The sequence below is a fragment of the Mesorhizobium sp. PUT5 genome (genome assembly GCF_052216645.1).
Lineage (GTDB): Bacteria > Pseudomonadota > Alphaproteobacteria > Rhizobiales > Rhizobiaceae > Mesorhizobium.
Map to the genome: position 1 here is coordinate 2,834,455 of NZ_JBQOSO010000003.1, position 20,588 is coordinate 2,855,042.

The following is a 20,588-nucleotide window of genomic DNA, read 5'->3' on the forward strand; positions in this document are numbered from 1 at the left end:
GCGCCTCCATCATTCCAGCCCGAGCCTGACCTTGGTGCGCGCGGCACCTGCCGCGATCAGCCTGTCGGCGATGATGGCGATGAAGGCGACCGCCAGCCCCGCCACCAGCCCGCGTCCCGTATCGGCCTTGGTGAGCGCGATATAGACCTCCTGGCCAAGGTCGCGCGTGCCCACGAGCGCGGTGATGACCAGCATGGACAGCGCGAACATGATGGTCTGGTTGAGGCCCAGCATGATCTCCGGCAGCGCCAGCTTGAGCTTGATCTTGGCCAGCAACTGCCAGCGCGTGCAGCCCATGGCCTCGCCCGCCTCGGTAAGCCGCGGGTCGACCTTGTGCAGGCCGAGCACGGTGTAGCGGATCGCCGGCGCCACGGCATAGGCGACGATGGCGATCAGCGCGGTGAAGTCGCCGACCCGGAACAGCATCACCGCCGGCATCAGGTAGACGAAGGAGGGCAAGGTCTGCAGCGTGTCGATGGCCACCTGCACCCATCGCCACAGCCTTTCGCGCTCGGCCGACAAGATGCCGATGGGGATGCCGATCAGCGAGGCGACCACGACCGAGATGCCGCAGAGATAGACCGTGATCATGGCCTTTTCCCATTGCCCGGTGGCGGCGATGAGGAAGGCCATCGCGCCCACCAGCGCGGCCAGCCGCAGGCCGCCCAGCCGCCAGCCGGCGAAGGCGAGCAGCGCGGTGACGCCCAGCCAGGGCATGCCGCCGAGCAGACGCTTCAACGGCACCAGCACGTTGAGCAGCATGGCGTTCTTGACCCCTTCGAGCACGTCGAAGAAGTTGACGTTGATCCAGCGCACGATCTCGGAGAAGACGCCGCCGGTCGATATCTGCAGCGCTTCGGGATAGTGCTGCAGCGCGGGCACGGCCAGCCCGGCCAGCGCGGTGGCCACGACGACGACGAGCGCAGCGAGCGTGTAGGGATGGCGGGCCACGAAACCGGGCGCGGCGGTCGCCTTCGGCGGCGCGCCGGTCTTGACCGCATAGGCCTGGCTCAGCCGGTCGAGCGCCACCGCCAGCGCCACGATGGCGAGCCCCGCCTCCAGCCCGGCGCCGATGTCCAGGCGGCGAAGCGCGGCCAGCACGTCGAAACCCAGCCCGCCGGCGCCGATCATGGAGGCGATGATGACCATGTTGAGCGAAAGCATGATGACCTGGTTGACGCCCACCATCAGGCTCTCGCGCGCCGAGGGCACCATGACGCGCCACGTCATCTGCCGGCGCGTGCAGCCGATCATGTGGCCGAGATCGCGGAATTCGGAAGGCACGGCGCGCAGCGCCAGCGTGGTCACGCGCGTCATCGGCGGCATGGCGTAGATCAGCGTGGCGACCGCCGCCGCCGTCGGGCCGAAGCCGAACAGGAACAGGATCGGCACCAGATAGGCGAAGACCGGAACGGTCTGCATGAGGTCGAGCAGCGGCGTCAGCGCCCGCTCGAAACGGGGCCAGCGATAGGCGGCAATGCCCAGCAGCAGGCCGCCGACGATGCCGAGCGGGGCGGCCACCAGTATGGAAGCCAGCGTCACCATGGCGCTGTTCCACTGGCCGAAAACCGCCAGGAAGCCGAAGCAGAGCACCACCAGGGCGGCCAGCCGCCGCCCGCCGGCATGATAGCCCATCAGGCCCACGATCAGGATCACCGCGACCCAGGACAGCGGCGGCACGATCTCCACCGCGTTCGAGCCCTGTCCCGACAGGAAGCCGGTGGACAAAAGGCTCAGGATAAGCCTGTAGGGCAGGTCGATGACGGAGGCGATGAAGCGGGTGAGATCGGTGAAGGTGAAAAGCCCGAAGCTGGCGCTGTCGACCAGCCATTTCATGGCGCTGCCGATCCAGCGCTGCGCCGGAATCTGCCATGCCTTCGGATAGTCGAAGGCCCATTTCGCGTTTCCGCCGAGCTGCCAGAAGCCGACGAACAGGACCAGGGCCGCCGCCCACGCCACCGTGCCGGCTCCGAGCCCGATCGGCACCTGCCGGCGCGCGGACATCTCGCTTTCCAACGGGCGCGCGGGCATGCTCATGTCAGCCCCGCATCATCAGGTCGACCACGTCGGCGCGCTCCAGCATGCCGATGGTGGCTCCATGCGCATCGACCACGCGCAGCCTCTGCGTGGCTTCGCCGAAAAGCGGGGCCGCTTCGGCGACCGTGGCGCGGGCGTGCACCTCCAGCCCGTTGGCGCGCCCGGCCTGCCCGTCCGCCGGTCGCATGAGCGACGCGGCCCGCACAACCTTCGACTTGGCCACGTTGCGGGTGAATTCGGCGACATAGTCGCTGGCCGGGTTGAGCACGATGTCTTCCGGCGTGCCCGCCTGCACGATGGCGCCGTCCTTCATGATGGCGATGCGGTCGGCCAGGCGGATCGCCTCGTCGAAATCATGGGTGATGAAGACGATCGTCTTCTTCAGCACGGATTGCAGGCGGATGAATTCGTCCTGCATCTCGCGCCGGATCAGCGGGTCGAGCGCCGAGAAGGGCTCGTCGAGGAACCAAAGTTCCGGCTCGACCGCCAGCGAGCGCGCAATGCCGACGCGCTGCTGCTGGCCGCCGGAAAGCTCGCGCGGGAAGAATCCCTCCTTGTCGGAGAGGCCGACAAGGTCGATCATCTTGCGGGCGCGCGCCTCCCGCGTCGCCTTGTCGACGCCCTGCACCTCCAGCGGAAAGGCCACATTGGCCAGCACCGTCAGATGCGGCAGCAGGGCGAAATGCTGGAACACCATGCCCATCTGGTGACGGCGGATCTCGATCATGCGCGCGTCGTTGGCCTTGAGCAGGTTCTCGCCGTTGAACAGGATTTCGCCCGCGGTCGGCTCTATCAGCCGGGACAGGCAGCGCACGAGCGTGGACTTGCCCGAACCCGACAGGCCCATGATGATGAAGATCTCGCCTTCACGCACTTCGAGATTGACGTCGCGCACGGCTCCCACCAGCCCGTGCCTGCGCAGCGCATCGATGCCGGTGTCGGGGCCGGCACCGTCAAGAAATTCGCGCGCGCGGGCGCCGAAGATCTTCCAGACATTGCGGCAGACAAGCTTTGGGTTCGAATGAGCCATGTTTCATCCGGCAGATTCGACGAAGGTCGGTGACTGGTTGGCAGCCTCTCCCGCCGCTCAGGCGCGGCGGGAGGGCTTCTTGCGCCTTATTTCTTGATCCACTCGGACCAGCGGGCCTCGTTGGCGCCCATCCATTCGGCCACCACGGCATCGATCGCCTGGCCTTCGAGGTCGACCTTAGCGATCATCTGGCCCATCTCGTCATTGTCGACATGGAAGGCCTTGATCGCCTCGTAGGCATGCGGCCACTTGTCCTTCACGCCGACCCAGCCCACCTTCCAGATCTCGCCGAACGGCTTGCCGCAATCATAGGCCATGTCGGGATTCACGCCCCAACTCGGGTCCTCGTAGCATTCCTTGGTATATTCGGGGAATTCGACCCATTCGCCCTTGTATTTCACCTGCGACCAGTGCGGGGCGTAGATCCACAGCATGATCGGCGCCTGGCGCTGGTAGGCGCTTTCAAGCTCGGCGAACAGCGCGGCATCCGTGCCGGCATGGATGACCTCGAACGGCAGTCCGAGCGATTCGACCCGCTCCTCGTCGAAACCGCCCCAGGTCACGGCCCCGCCGAGATAGCGGCCCTTCGGCGCGGTCTCGGCAGTGGAGAAGGCTTCCGCGCAGGCCGGGTCCTTCAGCGCTTCCCAGTTGGGCAGGCCGGGGCATTTCTCCTTCATGTAGAGCGGATACCACCACTCTTCCTTCGCCTTCATGCCGGTCGGCCCGAAATTCTCGACCTTGCCGGTGGCTATGCCCGCGTCCATGGCCTCGCGGCCGGTGGTCTCCCACATCTCCATCGCCACGTCGAGGTCGCCGGTCTCCAGGCCGGCGAACTGCGCCAGATAGTCGGCCTGGACGTAGTCGACATTGTTGCCGGCCTTCTTCAGCACCTCGCCCATGATGTGGGTGGTGATGAGCTGGCCGGTCCAGTCATGCAGCGTGAGCTTGATCGGATCGGACGAATCCTGTGCCCGGGCGGCGCCGAGCGAAACCGCCGTGGCAAGGGCAAACGCCCCGATTGCGGCGACAAGGGTACTGTTGCGCAATAGCATCTGGAGCCTCCCTGCTCTTGCACCGGGGGCCCTCACCTGCCCGGCGCTCTCCTTGAAAGCCGCCGGCGTCTCCGTCTGTCGCGGGGGATCGCCTGAACCTTCAGGTTCGTCAATGTCACGGGCTTCGGCGCAGTTGTCAACGCAGTTTTGTGGCTTTTCTTCCGCAATCTGACCGACTTTGCCCGAAACCCTTGTAAATCTTGCTGTCAATGCGTAAAAATCGGGCATCGGGAGGCACGATGGGATATTCCAAGCGACACGGCGAGATCCTGCGGCTGCTGCAGGAAGAAGGCATGGTCACCATCGCCAGCCTGGCCGACAGGCTGGAGGTTTCGCTGGAGACGGTGCGCCGTGACGTCAAGCCTCTGACCGACAGCGGCGCGGTACTGAAGATGCATGGCGCCATCGGCCTGCCCTCGATGGCCGGCGAAGCGCCCTTCGAGCGGCGCATGCGTGAGAACGCCGACGCCAAGCGGGCGATCGCGCGCATGGTGGCGCAGACCATCCGGGACGGCGAATCCGTCATGCTCGACACCGGCACCACCACGAGCTTCCTGGCGCGCGAACTGCTCGGCCGCCGGCGGCTGACGGTGGTGACCAATTCCTCCGACATCGCCCGCACGCTGGCCACCGTCAACGGCAACCGGGTGCACATGGCGGGCGGCGAGCTGCGCAGCGATTCCGGCGCGGCCTTCGGCGTCTCGGCCATCGAATTCGTCAGCCGCTTCAGTGTCGACCATGCGGTGATCTCGGCCGGCGCGGTGGATGCCGCCACCGGCATCATGGACCACGACCTGGCCGAAGCCGAGTTTGCCCGCGTCGTGCTGGCACGCGGCCAGCGCTCGGTGGTCATCACCGACCACACCAAATTCGGCCGCAGGGGCCTTGTGCAGGTGTGCAACTTCAACGCGGTGCAGGAACTCGCCACCGACCGGCCGCCGCCACCGGAGGTTGCCGCCGCGCTTGCCGGGGCCGGTGCACGGCTGACCGTGGCGCAGGACTAAGCCCTCGATCGCACCTGGCGCTCCAGCCATTCCAGCGCGCCAGCAACATCGGCGATGGCATATCCGGCAGCGGTCGGCCCGCTCGGCTTGATCCGGATCGACAGGCCGCCCTCCGCGTTGATCGCCGTAAAGCCGTTCTCGTCGGAGGTATCGTCACCGAGGAACGCCGCGCGCCGGCCGCAAAAGGCGGGCATGTCCATGAAACGCTGGATCGCCGCGCCCTTGGCCGCCTCCAGCGGCATCAGTTCCACTCCGGCGTTGCCGGGCAGCACGCGATAGCCCGGCGGCAGCCGGGAAAGCGCCTCTTCGACCAGGCCGATGGCGCGGGCGAGCAGATGCGGCGCCGCGCGGGTGTGGATGGCCAGGATCGGCCCCTTGCGCTCGATATGCACCTCCTTGCCGGCGAATTCGGCCTGCACCGCTTCGGCGAGGGCGGCAATGTCCGCCGGCTCGTCGGCGGCCTCGACCGGCCCGCCCGGGTCCAGCCGGTGCTCCAGTCCGTAAAGACCGGCTGCGCGCAGCCTGAGCGGCGCAAACAGGCGGTCGACCGCCGAAATCGAACGTCCCGTCACGAATGCAAGCGCACCGTCCAGATCGCGTTCCAGGCGGGAGAGCAGCGTCTTCAGCTCCTCGCCGACGACTACCGCATCGGGATGGGCGGCATGTTCGAGCAGGGTGCCGTCGATGTCCAGGAAAAGCGCCCAGCCGGCGCCCTCCAGGTCCGGCGGAGCCGGCAGCGATGCGTCGTGGGGCAATCTCACAGCGCGGCCGCCCGCCTGCGCTCGAACATGGAGACGACGTTGCTTGCGGCGGCCGCGGGCGGCCCGTCGCCGCCGCCTGTGATGCGCTCGATGTCGCCGCGCTTGCGCAGCCGGGCGGCGTCGAGAAGCATGCTGCCAGCCCAGCGGTAGACATTGTTGTCGCGCACGATCTCGCGCATGCGGCGCATGCGGCTCTGCTGCTCCTCCCGGCTCATGGTCAGCGCCTGCGCCAGCGCATCCGCCATCATGCCGGCGTCGTAGGGATTGACGATCAGCGCCTCCAGAAGTTCCTTCGACGCCCCGGCGAAGGTGGAAAGCAGCAGCACGCCCTGCTCGTCGTCGCGCGCCGCCACGAATTCCTTGGCCACAAGGTTCATGCCGTCATGCAGGCTGGTGACCAGGCATACGTCGGCGGCGCGGTAGATCGCATAGACCTGGTCCTGCGAATGATGCTCGGCCACCATCAGCACCGGCTTGTAGCCGTCGCCGCCGAAGCGCCGGTTCAGCGCCTCGGCATGGCGGCGGCATTCCTCGTGCAACCGGCGGTAGGCGGGCAGCGTGCCGCGGCTCGGCGCCGCCACCTGCAGGAAGGTCAGCCTGCCGATCCATTCGGGATGGCGCGTGAACAGTTCCTCCAGCGCGCGGAAACGATCCACTATGCCCTTGGTATAGTCGAGCCGCTCCACGCCCACGCATAGCCGCACCTCCTCGCCAAGCCCGTATTTGTCGCGCAGGCGCCTGCGGCATTCCGCAGCCGGCGGCAGGCTTTCGAGCTGCGTCGGCGGCCACTCGATGGAGATCGGATAGGCATGGACCAGGCTGGTCTGGCCGCCATAGGAGATCGCCGCGTCCTCGCGCTCGATGCGGCTCTCCAGGAAGCGGTCGACGCTTTCGATGAAATTGTTGCAATGGAACTGCGTGTGGAAGCCGATGATTGAACTGCCGAGCAGCCCGTCCAGGATCGCCTCGCGCCACGGGCAGATGCTGAACACCTCGGAGTTCGGCCACGGGATATGCCAGAAGGTGATGACGATCGCCTCCGGCAGCCGCTCCCGGATCATGCGCGGCAGAAGCGCGAAATGGTAGTCCTGCACCAGCACGATGGGCCGCTCGTTGCGCGCCTCCTTCACCACCGTGTCGGCGAACTTGCGGTTCACCGCCTGGTAGGTTTCCCAATCGGAGGCGCGGAACACCGGGCGCGTGAAGGCGATATGGCACAACGGCCACAACCCCTCATTGGCAAAGCCGAGATAGTAGCCGTCGTGCTCCTCCTGCGTCAGCCACACCCGCCGCAGCGTATAGGAGGGGTTGTCGGGCGGCACCTGCACACAGTCGTTCCGGTCCACGGTGAGACGATCGGCCGAGCCGCCGCCATAGGCGATCCAGGTGCCCGCACAGGCACGCGTGATAGGCTCCAGCGCCGAGACCAGGCCACTGGCAGGCACGACCAGTTCCACCCTGCCCGCCTCGATATCGCCGCCGGGCCGTTTCCCGGGGTCTTTCTTGAGTCCCGGATCTTTCTTGAGCCCCGGATCTTTCTTGAGATTGTGGATATAGGGTTCGCGGTTGGATACCACGATGACCTGCGCGCCCGGCAGTTCGTCGGCCAGGATCTTGCGCAGCGTGTCGGGGGTCCAGTTGACAAGCGCCGCATCTGCCGACTGCCCGTTCTTCTCGAACTCGCGCAGCGGCGTGTGCGTGCCCTCGGTCGCGGCATCGTAGCGCGCATTTGCCGGATCGCCGCCCGATCTTGCCATCCCCGATCTTGCCGGCCCCGTTCTTGCCGACATGGAAGCATTCGACCGGGCACGGCGCACCCATCTCAGCGACAGCGCCACCGCCGCCATGGACAAGAGCAGGCTGGCGATGACGAAGGCCCAGATCGCCGGCATGGAATGAATGACATCGAACCCGTTGCTGCTCATGGAAATCGAACTTCCTCCGGCCCGATGGTTCGTGCCGTGACCATAGGAAAGTTTAGGGGCATCCGGATTTCTGCGTGTCCGGCCACGCAAGCCAACGCGCAACCTGCCTATCGGTTCCGCCTTGACGCCCGGCTCAGCTTCGCACGATGAGCGGCGCAAGCCCTTCGTGCCGGTCGTCCAGGAAGGCGACCACCCGGTCCCCGACCCGCTGGAAATTCAGGTCGACGGTCGCGCTCCCGACGCGCAGGTGGCGCACGACCAGATTGTCGATGCCGATCGGCAGGCGCGGCCGCGTCACGTTGATGGCGCCTTTCCAACCGTCGATCTCGATCCCGAGGCAGGCCTGCATGAACATGAAGGCCGCCCCCGCCGACCAGGCCTGCGGCAGGCAGGCCACCGGATAGGCGATCGGCGCCTCGCTGGGCGCCCGGGTGAAGCCGCAGAAAAGCTCGGGCAGGCGCATGTTGAAATGCACCGCCGCCTCGAAGGTGCCGCTCATCAGCCGCACCACGCTGTCGCGCACCCCATAGCGGGCGAGCCCGGCCGTGCAGATGGCGGTGTCGTGCGGCCAGATGGAGCCGTTGTGATAGGACATGGGATTGAAGAAGATGGCATCGTCGGCCAGCGTGCGGATGCCCCAGCCCGAGTGGAAAGAGGCCGAAAGGAGCTGGTCCGCGACCATGCGCGCCCGCGCCGGCGTCGGCAGGCCGACATAGAGCAGATGCCCGGCATTGGAGGTGCGCACCTTGCAGGGCTCCCCCTCGCCGTCGATGGCCAGCGCGTAGGTGCCGAGATCCTCCATCCAGAAGCGCTTTTCCACCAGTGCCCGCATCGTTTCAGCCCGGTGCTCCCAGTGCCTGGCCTCGACCTCCTCGCCGCGGCGCCTGGCAAGGGCGGCAAGGCCGCGATAGGCGGCGAACACATAGCCCTGCACCTCGACAAGGGCGATCGGTCCCTTGGGGATACGCCCGTCGGCATGGAAGACGGAATCGAAGCTGTCCTTCCAGCCCTGGTTCGCCAGGCCGCTTTCGGCCGCCCGCTGATAGGTGACGAAGCCGGTTTCGCGGCTGACGTCCTCCATCCAGCCGGCGGCGGCAGCGAGCGAATCCCACAATTCCTCGATGAAGCCCATGTCGCCGGTGCGGTCCGCATAGGCGGCGGCCAGATGGATGTAGAGCGGCGTCGTGTCGACGCCGCCATAGTAGCGGCCGAACGGAAGCTCCGCCAGCGCGGCCATCTCGCCCTTGCGGGTCTCGTGCATGATCTTGCCGGGCTGGGCGTCGCTGAAGGGCGAGGTCTCGGTGGCCTGGTGTTGCGCCAGGAAGGCGAGCACGCCGCGCGCCAGCCCCGGATTGAGCCACAGCATCTGCAAGGCCGAGATGACGCCGTCGCGTCCGAAGGCGGTGGAGAACCAGGGAATGCCGGCATAGGGATAGGGGCCGGTGGCAAGCTCGGTGGTCAGCAGCGCCACGTCGGCGCGGGCGCGCTGGACCCAGTCGTTGAAGACGCGTCCGGAACTGTGCACGGTGCCGCCGTGGCGGCGCTTGGCCCGCATGGAAAAGCGCGCCCGCGCCGTCGCCGCGCGAAACCGCTCGCGCCCGGGAGCGTCCTCGAGCGCGGCGCCGACCTCGACATAGAGCGTCCTGCGGCTGCGCTTGGTGACGGCGATGTAGAAATCGGCCCGGTTCTCCATGAGCTGGTCCGGCGCCTGCGAAAAGGACAGCACCGAGCTGCGCACCAGCCTGTCCAGTCCCTCATAGCGCAGCAGCACCGAGTTGCCGCCGGTCTCTGCCGCATGCGTGACGCCGCGCTTGGGCCGCGTGGAGCCGCGCACCTCGAACATGTCGCGGAAATCGGCCGCGAACTGCAGCGACAGGAGCACCGTGGAATGCTCCTGGCTGTAGTTGGAAAGGGTGATGCGCTCGAACAGACGGTCCTCCCAGATCAGCCGCACACGCTCGATATGGATGCCGCCCTGGGGTATGTCGCGACCGCCGGCGCTCTTGATCGGCAGGTTGGTGAGGTTGCTCGTGAACAGCACGTTGTCCTGGCTGAGCGAGGCGCCGAGCAGCGAGGTGGAGCGACCGCCGAGCGTGAGCCGGAATTCCGACAGAACCCGCGTGTCGTCGCGGAAGAAACCGTCGCCCGCCCCGCGTATGTCGCCATAGGCGTCGGCCACCGCGAAGCAGTCGCCATGTTTGAGAGCAAACAGGCGATGCGGCTCGCGCGGGCCGGTTTCGTCGAGAGCAGCCAGCGCCACTGCAGGATCGAGCTTGCGCTCATCGAGCGGCTTCACGTCCATGGCGGCATTTTTAGCCCGCATCGCCACGGCGGCTCAAGATGCCTTCGCATCGACGTCGCCGCCCAGGAGGCGCGCATAGGCGGCCACGTAGTCGCTTGCCATGCGGGCGGCCGAAAAGCGCGCCTCGAAGGTGCCGCGCACCTGCCGGCGATCCAGCCCGAGAAGGTCCGGCACCGAGGCCACCGCATCCTCGATCGTTTCCACCAGGAAGCCGGTCACGCCAGGGTCGACGATCTCGGGCATGGCGCCGCAATTCCAGGCGATCACCGGCGTACCGCAGGCCATCGCCTCGATGACGACAAGCCCGAACGGCTCCGGCCAGTCGATGGGGAACACCAGCCCGGCCGCATTGCCGAGGAATTGCGCCTTGCGCGCCTCCTCGATCTCGCCGACATATTCGACACGGTCGCCGTCGATCAGCGGCTCCACCTTCTCGTGGAAATAGGCGCGGTCGTCATCCCCGATCTTGGCGGCAAGCTTGAGCTTCAGCCCGGCGCGGCGCGCGATCTCGATGGCGCGGTCCGGCCGCTTGTCGCGCGAGAGGCGGCCGAGGAAGGCGAGATAGGTTCCGCCGGCCGCCGCCTCATAGTCGGGTTCGTAGAGGTCGAGCGGCAGCCCGTGATGAATGGTGGCCAGCCAGTTGGCATTGGCCAGCCGCGTCCTCTGGCTGCGCGAAATCGAGATCATCGGGAAGCGCGGGAAGCGCGCATAGGCGGGCGCGAGGTCGACATAGTCGAGCCGGCCATGCGGGGTCGTCACTGTGCGCCCCGCCATCTGCTCGAAGAAGGGGAAATGCTGGAAATGGCTGAGGTGGAAGTGGATGACGTCGAACTCGGCCGCACGCTGGCGCACCTCGGCAAGCATGGAAAGATGCGCCGCGATCTCCGACTTCAGCGGCCGCGGATCGAGCCGCAGCGCGCGCTCCCGGCAGGCGACCAGCTTCGCCGAGGTCACGGTGTCGCCGCTGGCGAAAAGCGTCACGTCATGGCCAAGCTCGACCAGCGCCTCGGTGAGATAGGAGACGATGCGCTCGGTCCCTCCGTAGAGCTTCGGCGGCACCGACTCGTAGAGCGGAGCGACATGTGCGATCTTCATGGAGCAAAACCTCACAGGTTGCCGGCCTCCCTCGTTCGGCCGGTCCCGAACCCAAATGCGCCAGCGGCCGGATCGTTCCGGCAAATGTGGAGGTTCGGGAACCATGCCGCCGCAGCCGCATTGAGGAGGCAATGCACAGGCAGGAGCCAGGTCAGGGGATGGAGACGCGCGCGCTCTGGAAAGGCTTCCTGACGATCGAGCAGCTTTCCTGCGCGGTCGCCCTTTATTCGGCCGTCTCGGTTTCCGAGCGCATTTCCTTCCACGTCGTCAACCGCAAGACGGGAAACCGGGTGCGGCGCGAATATGCGGACGAGCAGACCGGCAAGGTGGTGGAACGAGGGGACCAGGTAAAGGGCTACGAGACCACGAAAGGCCAGTATCTGGTGCTGGAGCCCGACGAGATCGCGGCGGTGGTGCCGGAAAGCGACAAGACGCTGAAGGTGGAGGCTTTCATCCCCTGCAACGAAGTGGACACCGTCTATTTCGACAAGCCCTATTTCCTCGCGCCCGCAGACGAGGTCGCCGAGGAAGCCTTTGCGGTGATCCGCGAGGGCCTGCGCGACCGCAATGTCGTCGCTCTGGCGCGTTCGGTGCTGTTCAGGCGCGTGCGCACGCTGCTGATCCGCCCGCAAGCACAGGGGCTGACGGCGAACACGCTGCATTTCGACTACGAGGTGCGGGCCGCCGATGCCGCCTTCGCCGACATTCCGGCCATGCACATCAAGGGCGAGATGCTCGACCTGGCCAGGCACATCATCGAAACCAAGGCCGGCAAGTTCGATCCGGCAGGCTTCGACGACCGCTACGATGCGGCGCTTGCCGAACTGGTGAAGGCCAAGATGGAGGGCCGCAAGATCGAACCGCCGAAGCGGGCGCGCGAAGGCGGCGTCATCGACCTGATGGACGCCCTGCGCAAGAGCGCTGCGGCGACCAGGCAGGGCGCGGCGAAGTCCGCCGCCCCCAGGCGCAAGGCGAGCTGACCGATGAGCCTCGACAGCTATCTGCGCAAGCGCGACTTCTCCAGAACGCCGGAACCGCAGGGGCGCGCCCGCAAGCGACGCGCCAGCCTTTCCTTTGTGGTGCAGAAGCACGACGCGCGCCGCCTGCACTACGATTTCCGTCTGGAACTGGACGGCGTGCTGAAGAGCTGGGCGGTCACGCGCGGCCCGAGCCTCGTGCCGGGAGAGAAGCGGCTGGCCGTCCATGTCGAGGACCACCCGCTCGACTACGGCGATTTCGAGGGAACCATCCCCAAGGGCGAATATGGCGGCGGCACCGTGATCGTGTGGGATCGCGGGCAATGGAAGCCGATCGGCGATCCGGAAAAGGGCCTGGCCAAGGGCCATCTGGAATTCGAACTGTCCGGCCAGAAGCTTGCCGGGCGCTGGCATCTCGTGCGCATGGCGCAAAGGCCGCGCGAGAAGCGGGAGAACTGGCTGCTGATTAAGGGCGAGGACGACAAGGCGCGCACGCCGGACGAGCCCGACATCCTCGAGGAGCGGCCGGAATCGGTGAAGACCGGCAGGCAGGTCGCCGATGTCGCCGGCGAGGCGCCGGGCTGGTCGTCGAAGACGGGCAGGATCGACAGGAAACCCGGGAAGACCTCTGCCTCTGCCTCGGCCGCCCCCGCCAAGGGGGCGAAACGCGCGGCGATGCCCGATTTCGTCGCCCCGGCGCTGGCGACGCTCAAGGCGCACCCGCCGACCGCCGCGGGCTGGGTGCATGAGATCAAGTTCGACGGCTATCGCCTGCAAGCCCATATCGCCGACGGCAAGGCGCGGCTCTTGACGCGCGGCGGCCTCGACTGGACAGCCAAGTTCGGCAAGACAATTCCCACCGCCCTTGCGGCGCTGCCGGCCAGCCAGGCGATCCTGGACGGCGAGCTTGTCGTGGAGGGCGCGACGGGGGCCTCCGATTTCTCGGCCCTGCAGGCCGACCTCAGCGAGGGGCGAACCGACCGTTTCGTCTTCTATCTCTTCGACCTGCTCTATCTCGACGGCATGGACCTGCGCGGCTCCACGCTTCTCGACCGCAAGGCGGCGCTCCGGCGTCTCATGGACGGCGTGCCGAATGAGGCGCTGCGTTTCAGCGATCATTTCGACGAGAACGGCGAGATGGTGCTGCGCCATGCCTGCCGGCTCAGCCTGGAAGGAGTGGTATCGAAGCGGGCGGGCTCGAAATACGTCTCCGGCCGCGGCCGCGACTGGATCAAGTCCAAATGCAGTGCCCGCCAGGAGATAGTCATCGGCGGCTACGTGCCGTCGTCCACTTCCGACACGGCGATAGGGTCGCTGGTGCTCGGTCATTTCGAGGATGGCAAGCTGATCCATGCCGGACGTGTCGGCACCGGCTTCAGCCGTGCCGTGGCGCAGGATCTCTACAAGAAGCTGCATGCGATCGAGCGGCCGGATTCGCCCTTTGCCGGCAAGCTCGACGCCGACCAGCGCCGGCAGGTGCGCTTTGTCGAACCGCTCCTCGTGGCCGAGGTCGAACTCCAGCATTGGACGGCGGACGGGCTGATGCGGCACGCAGCCTTCCGCGGCCTGCGCGAGGACAAGCCGGCAAAGGAGGTGGTGCGCGAGAAACCCGCCGGCAAACCCGCCGCCAAGGCCGCTGAAGCGCCGCAGCCCGCCGTGCGGCTCACCCATCCCGACCGCGTCTACTGGCCGGATGCGGGCGTGACCAAGCAAGGCCTCGCCAGCTATTACGCGCAGGTCTGGCGCTTCATGGCGCCGCTTGTGGTGTCGCGGCCGCTGGTTCTGCTGCGCTGCCCTGGCGGCACGGCGGCGCAATGCTTCTTCCAGCGGCACGTCTGGAAAGGACTCAGCCCCGAAATCCTCACCTTTCACGACCCGCAGGACGAGGCCGGCGAACCGCTGCCGGCCATAGACGGGCTTGCCGGCCTGTTCGGGCTGGTCCAGGGCGGCGCGCTCGAAATCCATTCCTGGCAATCCGCGCTCGACGACCTGGAAAGGCCGGACCAGATCGTGATCGACCTGGACCCGGGAGAGGCCGTGGCATGGGAGGACATGCTGGGGGCCGCCCGCGAAACGCGCGAGCGACTGGAGGCCGCCGGGCTTTGCCCCTTCGTCAAGACCACCGGCGGCAAGGGCCTGCATGTGGTCGCACCCTTGCGGCCGGCGGCCGGGTGGGAGGCGGTGAAGGACTTCTGCAAGGACATTGCCGATGCCATGGCCGCCGACAGCCCCGGCCGCTTCATTGCCAAGGCAGCCAAGGCCGAGCGCAAGGGCCGCATCTTCGTGGACTACCTGCGCAACACGCGTGGCGGAACTGCGATCGTGCCCTATTCCAGCCGCGCGCGGGCCGGCGCAACTGTTGCCATGCCGCTTGCCTGGGAAGAACTTTCACCCGCCATCACCTCCTCCCACTTCACCGTAGCCAACGCGATGGCGCGCCTCGACAACCTGGCTTCCGACCCGTGGGAGGATTTCCGCAGGCGTGCCGCGCCGCTGCCGGACCCGCAGAAAACAACAAGAAGGCGCAGGAAGGCGTAATACCCTAAGGCCGTTTGCCGCGCTTCTCGGCTTCCACGCTCTTGCGAAGCGCGTCCATGATCGAAACCACGTTGCCGGACTTGGCCTGAGGCTTCTCCTGCGGCTTGGCCTTCGGCGGCGGGGCCTTTTTCTTCTTCGCGGCGATGATCGCCTTGAGCTTCTTCTGCACCGGATCGCCGACCATGTCCGGACCCCAGTCCCTGGTGCGTTCCTTGATGAGCCTGCCGATCAGGGCGATCTCCTCGCGTGCGGGCTTGTGGCCGTCGATGCCGGAAAAATAGGCTTCCGCATGGCGCACCTCGTCGCCGTAGTGCAGCGTCCACACGACGATGCCTTTTCCGCGCGGCTCCAGCATGACGGAGCGTTCGCGCCGGTAGAGCACCAGCCGCGAGATGCCGACCGTGCGGGTAGCCGCCATGGCGTCGCGGATCACCGAGAACGCTTCCTCGGCCACCTTGTCGTCGGGCGACAGGTAGTGCGGCTTGTCGAGCCAGATCCAGCCGATCGAATCGCGCGGCACGAACATCTGAATGTCGATCGTGCGGGTGCTTTCCAGCGCCACCGCCTCCAGTTCCTCGTCCTCCATCAGAACGAAGCGGTCCTCGCCGAGCGGATAGCCCTTGACCTCGTCCTGCTCGCGCACCGGCTTGCCGGTTACCGCGTCGACGTAGCGGCTTTCCACGCGATTGCCGGTGGCGCGGTTGAGCGTGTGGAAGCGCAGCTTGTCGCGATCGGAGGTCGCCGGCACCATCGCCACCTGGCAGGTGACAAGCGACAGTTTCAGATAGCCCTTCCAGAAGCTGCGCGGCGCCATGGCGGAACCCGGATCGAAAGACGGCAAACGCCGCGGCGTCCGCTTTGTTCCGCGTGCCTCGGCCCCGGCTTTGATCCCGGTCAATGTTGCCGGGGCCGGGGCGGGCTTTATCTATTGGAACGCTTGTGGAGAACGCAGCGCGATGCGCAATCTGGGCACAAAACGCCGCGGCATGGCGCGGCAGGATCGCTGACCATGTTCCGCGACCGGCAGGAAGCGGGGCAGCTACTGGCGGACGAACTTGCCCGCCTTTCCCTGCCCGACCCGGTCGTGCTGGCGCTGCCGCGCGGCGGCGTGCCCGTGGGCGCCGAAATCGCCCGCAGGCTGGCGGCGCCGCTGGATCTGATGATCGTGCGCAAGGTCGGCGCTCCAGGCAATCCCGAATTGGCGATCGCGGCCATCGTGGACGGCAATCCGCCCGACCTGGTCCGCAACCGCGAGATCATCGAGGCCTACCGGCTGGACGATGCCGACGTGGCGGCGCTGGCCGCCCAGGAGCGCCCGGAACTCGAGCGGCGGCGGCACGCCTATTGCGGGGACCGCCAGCCGCTGTCCGTCGCCGGGCGCACCGCCATACTGGTCGACGACGGCGCGGCGACGGGCACGACGATGAAGGCGGCACTGCGCGCGCTGAAGCGGCGCGGCCCGCGCGAGGTGGTCGCGGCCCTGCCGGTCGCCCCGCCCGAAACGGCACGGGAACTGGCGCAGGAGGCCGACCGGGTCGTGTGCCTCGAGCGCCCTTTGCGTTTCCGGGCCCTCGGCTATTACTATCTGAGCTTTCCGCAACTGACCGACGACGAGGTCACGGGCACGCTCCATGCGCTGGAAAGCGAGCGTATGGCGCCGCGGGGCCCTGGACAAGGAAGATGACGGGCCGCAACCGGCCCTTACGGGAGATCGCAACGATGTGGATTCGCAACCTGTCGACATTGGAATGCACGAAACTTCTGTCCTCGCATCGCGTCGGCCGGCTCGCCTGCTCCATGGACGGCCAGCCCTATGTCGTGCCCATCTACTACGCCTATCAGGAGAACCATCTCTACGCCTTCTCCATGCCCGGGCGGAAGATCGACTTCATGCGCGCGAACCCGCTCGTGTGCGTGCTGGTTGACGTGAAGGGCGAGGGCCGCGGCTGGCAGAGCGTGGTGGCGGAAGGCCGTTATGAGGAATTGCCCGACCGAATCGGCTTCAAACGCGAGCGCGACCAGGCCTGGACGCTGCTGGCGAAGCATTCCGACTGGTGGGAGCCAGGCGCGCTGAAACCCGCCCAACCGCCTGTAACGAGCCATTCGCCGCACATATTCTTCCGCATCGCCGTGACGGAAGTGTCCGGCCGGGAAGCCCAGGACTGAACGAGGAGCGGCGCTTCCGGCATTGCGCCTGCGCCCCTGACTGAAGGCTTCGCCGCAGCGGCTTGAAGAGCCGGCGCGGGCGTGCAATTTTGCCCCGCGAAAGCGAATGCGGCAAAGTCGGGGGACAACGGGTGCAAGGCATTTTTTCGAGGTTGCTCGCGGCGACGGGCCTCGCCGCGGCAATCGCCGCTTCGGGCTGTGCCGTGGTCAACACCACCCCGATCAATTTCGTCACCCCTGAGCCGGCCGCACCCTCGGCGCAATACATCCCCGACCGGGGTGACGACGGCTCGACGGTCGTGGCCCTTTCCTTTTCCGGCGGCGGCACGCGCGCCGCGGCATTCGCCCATGGCGTGCTGCTGGAGCTCGATTCGTTCACCGTGGACGAGCATCCCTACCGCCGCACTTTGCTCGACAACGTCCGCAGCGTCGCCGGAACCTCGGGTGGCGCGGTGGCGGCGGCCTATCTCGGCTACAGGGGCAAGGAGGGCTACAAGGATTTCCGCGAGAAATTCCTCTACAAGGACGCAGAATCCTACATGGTGACCAGGGCGCTGCCGGGCGCCGTGGTCAAGGCAGCGCTCGCCGGCGGCGTCAACGACCGCAACAGCTTCGCCCGCTGGCTGGACGACAATCTTTTCGAGCAAGCCACCTTTTCGGCGTTCCGCAAGCCCGACCGGCCGCTCGTGTGGATCACCGCCTCCGACATCTACAACAACACGCCCTTCCTCTTCACGCAGGATACCTTCGCCGCCTTGTGCAGCGACCTGGACCGCCTGAAGATTTCCGAGGCCGTGGGCGCCTCCGCCGCCGTGCCGATCGCGTTCGCGCCGATCATCCTGCGCACCCCGCGCACGGATTGCAAATACAGCCGCCCGGCCTGGCTGCAGAAGGCGATCGATGCGGAAAATCCCTCTGTGCGCCTGCAGGCCTATGCGCGTGCGCTGGATTCGTACCAGTCCGACGGCAAGCTCGAATATGTCCGCCTTCTCGACGGGGCCCTGACCGACAATCTCGGCATCACCGGCCTCACGCTCGAACGGGCAAAGGCCGTGGAGCCCTATTTGCCGCTCTCGCCCCGACAGGCGGTGCGGATGCATAACTTCCTCTTCATCGTCACCGATGCCGGCAGATACGTGGCGCCCGAATGGGGCGAAAGCCAGACGCCGCCCCATATCGGAAAGATCCTGGCTGCAGCCTCGCAAACCGCCATCTCCTCGGCGACCCGCAGCGGCTTCGATGCCGTGGACCTCGCCCTGGAACAGTGGCAGGAAAAACTGGTGCGCTATCGCTGCAGTCTTTCCAGGGACCAGGTGCGCAAGCTCCGCGGCACCCTGGCCGGATGGAACTGCCGTGGCGTGACCGTGACCACCGAGCACGTTTCGTTCCGCGACGCCGATCCCGGTCTTTTTGCCCGCCTCAACAAGATACAGACGAGGCTGAAACTGCCGCGCGCCGAGGTCGATCTGGTCATAGAGGCCGGCAGGCAGGCCATCCGCAACAATCCGAACATCCAGAAGGTGGCGCAAGAAACCCGCAAGGACGCCCATATCTTCGACACCGCGGAACTGCCGCTGGTGGCGCAGGAATGAGCGCACCGGCCCGCAGCGGTCCAGTGCAGATTTTCGTCAAAAAAATCACGAATTTAGATTTGCTTAAGCTATCGCTAACCTGTCGGTAACGATGTGCCTGTAGAAGGGAAAGCGAGGCGGACAACGCATCTGCCCAGCGCTCCGGATCAGGTCTCGCGTACCGGAGCTTCGAGTTTCGCAAGCGTTCGAGTAAGCGAAAGCCATGCGTATCTGGCAAGGCCGCGTCCCTTGGGGTGCGGCCTTTGCCGTTCGCGGCGCGCTGTTCAGCGGCCGGGACGCAGCCGGCGAAGATTGGCCTTCACCCGGCGCCGCGCCGGCCTCAGAGCGGCATGCAGCGAGCGCTCGGCCGCCGCGCCGTTAAGGAGCGACGGCGTCCGGCCCGCCAGCACTTCCGGCCAGAAGCTCAGCATCGAACCAGCCATCGCAAGCTGCGCGGCGACCAGGCCTTCGGCGGCGGCCGCCGCCTTTTCCGAAGCCGCGGCAACGGTCTCCCTGCCAAATGGCGTCGTACTCAACGCCTCGCTCGCCATGACCGGAAGACGCAGCCACGCCACCATCGGCGCAAGCATGAGGTCTGCGGCTGCCGCCGTGGCGACCCTGCGGCTTTTCTTGACCATTTGAAGACCCCGTTCGTATCGATTGCGGCAATCAACGGCAGGCCCGGCGGATGGTTCCGCCGGGCCGTTACGCCAGGGCTCACCCGCGGCGCAGATCCGCCTCGGCAAGGTCGAGCGCCCTGACGATCCGCTCGCAGGACATGTCGATGGTTTCGCGGGTCCAGATCAGCGGCGGCGACAGGATCATCGTGTCGCCGGTGGCACGCATCATCAGCCCGTTTGCGATGGCATGGTCGCGCACCACCACGGCGGCGCTGCCCGAAGGCTTGAAGCGCTCCTTCGTCGCCTTGTCCTTGACGATCTCGATGGCCCCCATCAGGCCGAAAGCACGCGTTTCGCCCACCAGCGGATGGCCGGAAACGCGCTCGCGCAGCGCCTGCGCGAAATACGGGCCGGTGTCGGTCTTCACGCGCTCCACCAGCCCTTCCTTCTCGATGATATCGAGATTGGCGAGCGCCACCGCGCAGGCCACCGGATGCCCGGCATAGGTGTAGCCATGATAGAACTCGCCGCCCTTCTCGACCACGGTCCTGGCGATGCGATCGCCCACCAGCAACGCCGAAAGCGGCTGGTAGCCGGAGGTCAGCGCCTTGGCGGTGGTGATGGTGTCGGGCTCCACGCCCATCGACTGGGCGGCGAACCATTCGCCGGTGCGGCCATAGGCGGTGATGACCTCGTCCAGCATCAGCAGCACGTCGTATTTGCGGCAGATGCGCTGCACCTCGGGCCAGTAGCTGGCCGGCGGAATCTTGACGCCGCCGGCGCCCATGATCGGCTCGCCGATGAAGGCCGCCACCTTGTCGGCGCCGGCTTCCAGGATGGCGTCCTCCACCGCCTTGGCCGCACGCAGGCCGAAATCATGGTCGCTCTCGCCCGGCAGCGCCAGTTCGAAGGCATAGGGCATCATGACATGGGCGATGTTGGGCACCGCTCCGCCAAGCTGCTCGTGCATGGGCCCCATCCCGCCCAGCGAGGCGCCTGCCACGGTCGAGCCGTGATAGGCCATGTGGCGCGAGATGATGCGGTTCTTTTCCGGCTTGCCCTCCAGCGCCCAGTAGTGGCGCACCAGCCTGAGCGCGGTGTCGTTGGCTTCCGAGCCGGACGAACCATAGAACACCTGGCCGATGCCCTTGGGCGCGATTTCGGCCAGCCGCTTGGACAAGAGCACCGGCGTCGGCGTCGAGCATTTGAAGAAGGAGTTGTAGTAGGGCAGCTCCTTCATCTGCCTGTAGGCGGCCTCGGCCAGTTCGTCGCGGCCGTAGCCGACATTGACGCACCACAGGCCGGCCATGCCGTCGAGGAGCTGGTGGCCTTCCGAATCGTAGATGAACGGTCCTTCGGCGCGGGTGAGGATGCGCGAGCCGGCCGCGCGCAGTTCCTTATGGTCGGTAAAGGGATGCAGGTGATGCGCAGCATCGATCTGCTGAAGCTGCTTCAGCGAATAGTTCTGATAGGTCATGTTCTGGCCTTTCCTGTCGAAATCGGGGCCGGC

At 66.7% G+C, this 20,588-nt stretch carries 17 protein-coding genes; 7 read left to right on the plus strand and 10 right to left on the minus strand.

Annotation, left to right across the window (positions count from 1 at the left end):
- Positions 1 to 9 precede the first annotated feature (9 nt).
- From ACTDI4_RS15340 to ACTDI4_RS15350, 3 genes are all read right to left on the minus strand, one after another.
- A complete protein-coding gene (locus ACTDI4_RS15340; RefSeq protein ID WP_442841963.1) occupies positions 10 to 2,004 on the minus strand; it encodes an ABC transporter permease in 1,995 nt (664 codons plus the stop codon).
- A gap of 34 nt (positions 2,005 to 2,038) precedes the next feature.
- Positions 2,039 to 3,067 carry a quaternary amine ABC transporter ATP-binding protein gene (locus ACTDI4_RS15345; RefSeq protein ID WP_442841964.1) on the minus strand — a complete coding sequence of 343 codons (1,029 nt, stop codon included), beginning with the start codon at positions 3,065 to 3,067 and terminating at the stop codon, positions 2,039 to 2,041.
- 86 nt (positions 3,068 to 3,153) lie between these two features.
- Positions 3,154 to 4,119, minus strand: coding sequence for an ABC transporter substrate-binding protein (locus tag ACTDI4_RS15350; RefSeq protein WP_442841965.1), 966 nt, complete (start codon positions 4,117 to 4,119; stop codon positions 3,154 to 3,156).
- Positions 4,120 to 4,358: 239 nt separating this feature from the next.
- On the opposite strand from ACTDI4_RS15350, the gene ACTDI4_RS15355 reads away from it, so the two are divergent.
- Positions 4,359 to 5,123, plus strand: a complete 765-nt coding sequence (locus tag ACTDI4_RS15355; RefSeq protein ID WP_442841966.1) for a DeoR/GlpR family DNA-binding transcription regulator — start codon at positions 4,359 to 4,361, stop codon at positions 5,121 to 5,123.
- Here ACTDI4_RS15355 and otsB read toward each other — a convergent pair.
- The 4 genes from otsB to ACTDI4_RS15375 all read right to left on the minus strand — a co-directional run bounded on the left by otsB (position 5,120) and on the right by ACTDI4_RS15375 (position 11,206).
- Positions 5,120 to 5,878: a trehalose-phosphatase gene (gene otsB, locus ACTDI4_RS15360; RefSeq protein ID WP_442843366.1), complete on the minus strand. Its 759-nt coding sequence runs from the start codon at positions 5,876 to 5,878 to the stop codon at positions 5,120 to 5,122. The two genes, ACTDI4_RS15355 and otsB, sit on opposite strands and share 4 nt — an antisense overlap.
- Positions 5,879 to 5,880: 2 nt before the next feature.
- Positions 5,881 to 7,809: an alpha,alpha-trehalose-phosphate synthase (UDP-forming) gene (locus ACTDI4_RS15365; RefSeq protein ID WP_442841967.1), complete on the minus strand. Its 1,929-nt coding sequence runs from the start codon at positions 7,807 to 7,809 to the stop codon at positions 5,881 to 5,883.
- Between the two features lie 133 nt (positions 7,810 to 7,942).
- Entirely contained in the window at positions 7,943 to 10,111 is a 2,169-nt protein-coding gene (locus ACTDI4_RS15370) for an amylo-alpha-1,6-glucosidase (protein ID WP_442843367.1), read from the minus strand.
- A gap of 33 nt (positions 10,112 to 10,144) precedes the next feature.
- Positions 10,145 to 11,206 (minus strand): glycosyltransferase family 4 protein, encoded by a 1,062-nt coding sequence (locus tag ACTDI4_RS15375; RefSeq protein WP_442841968.1) that lies wholly within the window; start codon positions 11,204 to 11,206, stop codon positions 10,145 to 10,147.
- A 158-nt stretch (positions 11,207 to 11,364) separates the two neighbouring features.
- Between ACTDI4_RS15375 and ku (ACTDI4_RS15380) the strand changes: the two genes are divergently transcribed.
- Together ku (ACTDI4_RS15380) and ligD are read left to right on the plus strand one after the other, a co-directional pair.
- Positions 11,365 to 12,186, plus strand: a complete 822-nt coding sequence (gene ku, locus ACTDI4_RS15380; RefSeq protein ID WP_442841969.1) for a non-homologous end joining protein Ku — start codon at positions 11,365 to 11,367, stop codon at positions 12,184 to 12,186.
- Between the two features lie 3 nt (positions 12,187 to 12,189).
- Complete coding sequence (ligD, locus tag ACTDI4_RS15385; RefSeq protein WP_442841970.1) at positions 12,190 to 14,721, plus strand: DNA ligase D; 2,532 nt, start codon at positions 12,190 to 12,192, stop codon at positions 14,719 to 14,721.
- A 4-nt stretch (positions 14,722 to 14,725) separates the two neighbouring features.
- Here ligD and ku (ACTDI4_RS15390) read toward each other — a convergent pair whose 3' ends face one another.
- Positions 14,726 to 15,535 (minus strand): non-homologous end joining protein Ku, encoded by an 810-nt coding sequence (ku, locus tag ACTDI4_RS15390; RefSeq protein ID WP_442841971.1) that lies wholly within the window; start codon positions 15,533 to 15,535, stop codon positions 14,726 to 14,728.
- Here ku (ACTDI4_RS15390) and ACTDI4_RS15395 point away from each other — a divergent pair.
- The 4 genes from ACTDI4_RS15395 (at position 15,534) to ACTDI4_RS15410 (ending at position 18,479) form a co-directional block, all read left to right on the plus strand.
- The gene (locus tag ACTDI4_RS15395) at positions 15,534 to 15,728 is read left to right on the plus strand and encodes a hypothetical protein (RefSeq protein ID WP_442841972.1); all 195 of its coding nucleotides are present in this window, start codon (positions 15,534 to 15,536) and stop codon (positions 15,726 to 15,728) included. The two genes, ku (ACTDI4_RS15390) and ACTDI4_RS15395, sit on opposite strands and share 2 nt — an antisense overlap.
- Before the next feature lie 2 nt (positions 15,729 to 15,730).
- Entirely contained in the window at positions 15,731 to 16,405 is a 675-nt protein-coding gene (locus tag ACTDI4_RS15400; protein WP_442841973.1) for a phosphoribosyltransferase, read from the plus strand.
- A gap of 35 nt (positions 16,406 to 16,440) precedes the next feature.
- Complete coding sequence (locus ACTDI4_RS15405) at positions 16,441 to 16,887, plus strand: pyridoxamine 5'-phosphate oxidase family protein (protein ID WP_442841974.1); 447 nt, start codon at positions 16,441 to 16,443, stop codon at positions 16,885 to 16,887.
- A gap of 203 nt (positions 16,888 to 17,090) precedes the next feature.
- The gene (locus tag ACTDI4_RS15410; RefSeq protein WP_442841975.1) at positions 17,091 to 18,479 is read left to right on the plus strand and encodes a patatin-like phospholipase family protein; all 1,389 of its coding nucleotides are present in this window, start codon (positions 17,091 to 17,093) and stop codon (positions 18,477 to 18,479) included.
- 263 nt (positions 18,480 to 18,742) lie between these two features.
- Here ACTDI4_RS15410 and ACTDI4_RS15415 read toward each other — a convergent pair whose 3' ends face one another.
- Positions 18,743 to 19,096, minus strand: a complete 354-nt coding sequence (locus ACTDI4_RS15415; protein ID WP_442841976.1) for a hypothetical protein — start codon at positions 19,094 to 19,096, stop codon at positions 18,743 to 18,745.
- A gap of 79 nt (positions 19,097 to 19,175) precedes the next feature.
- Entirely contained in the window at positions 19,176 to 20,555 is a 1,380-nt protein-coding gene (locus tag ACTDI4_RS15420; RefSeq protein WP_442841977.1) for an aspartate aminotransferase family protein, read from the minus strand.
- Between the last annotated feature and the right edge of the window lie 33 nt (positions 20,556 to 20,588).